This window comes from Falsiphaeobacter marinintestinus, from assembly GCF_007923355.1.
Classification (GTDB): Bacteria; Pseudomonadota; Alphaproteobacteria; order Rhodobacterales; family Rhodobacteraceae; genus Phaeobacter_A; species Phaeobacter_A marinintestinus.
This window is the reverse complement of sequence record NZ_VOGO01000060.1, coordinates 1-816: the sequence shown is the minus strand read 5'-3', so window position 1 is coordinate 816 and position 816 is coordinate 1. Positions and strand designations below refer to the sequence as shown.

Annotated in this window: 1 protein-coding gene; it reads right to left on the bottom strand. The window is 61.3% G+C overall.

Going from position 1 to position 816, the window contains the following annotated elements:
* Positions 1-61: 61 nt before the first annotated feature.
* Positions 62-816: calcium-binding protein (locus FOY56_RS23425; RefSeq protein ID WP_146348545.1), on the bottom strand; the 755-nt coding region annotated here is incomplete at its 5' end.

Sequence of the window (816 nt, the reverse complement as noted above, 5' to 3'; positions counted from 1 at the left end):
TGGCCGCTGCGTTGTTTCACACCGCAACGGCCCTGCACCGGCAAAACGCGGTCGGGTAGGGTCAGAAGATAAAGTCGTTGGCGTCGAGGTCTGACAGATCCACATTGCGCAGCTCTATTTCCAATCCGGCACCATCAGTGATCACCACATCATTGCCGTCCTGACGGATATGGTTGCTGCTTGGGTCCGTCAGGTCAGCGAAGCTGGTGATCGCTGTAACTGCGGACAGGTCAAGAACCTCGGCGTCATCGGTGGCGTCGAAATCCTTGATCACGTCGCTCCCGTCGCCGGTGCTGAACACGAAGACATCCGATCCGCTGCCGCCTTTCAGCCTGTCGTCGCCTGTCCCGCCGATGAGGGTATCATTGCCGCGCCCGCCATTCATGTTGTCGTCGCCACTGGTGTCGGTCAGGACGTCATCGCCATTGCCACCGGCCAGCACGTCATTGCCATCGCCGCCCGCCAGGTTGTCGTTGCCGCCCCCCCCTTTCAGAACGTCGTCTCCATTGTCGCCGGTCAGTGTGTCTGTGCCGTTGCCGCCGCTGACCCGGTCATTGCCGTCGCCCCCGAACACATCGTCCGTGCCGCCGCCGCCGCCCATGTTATCATCGCCAGCATCGCCGTTCAGGATATCCCGGGCACCTCCGCCCTTCATTTCGTCATTGCCATCGCCGCCAGACAGAACATCTTTTTTGTTGCCGCCGTGCATGTAATCGTCGCCAGTGCCGCCGTTCAGGATGTCATTATCGCCGCCACCAATCAGAGTGTCATTACCGCCCCCGCCGTTCAGCTTGTCCTTGCCGTCGCCGCCGTCCA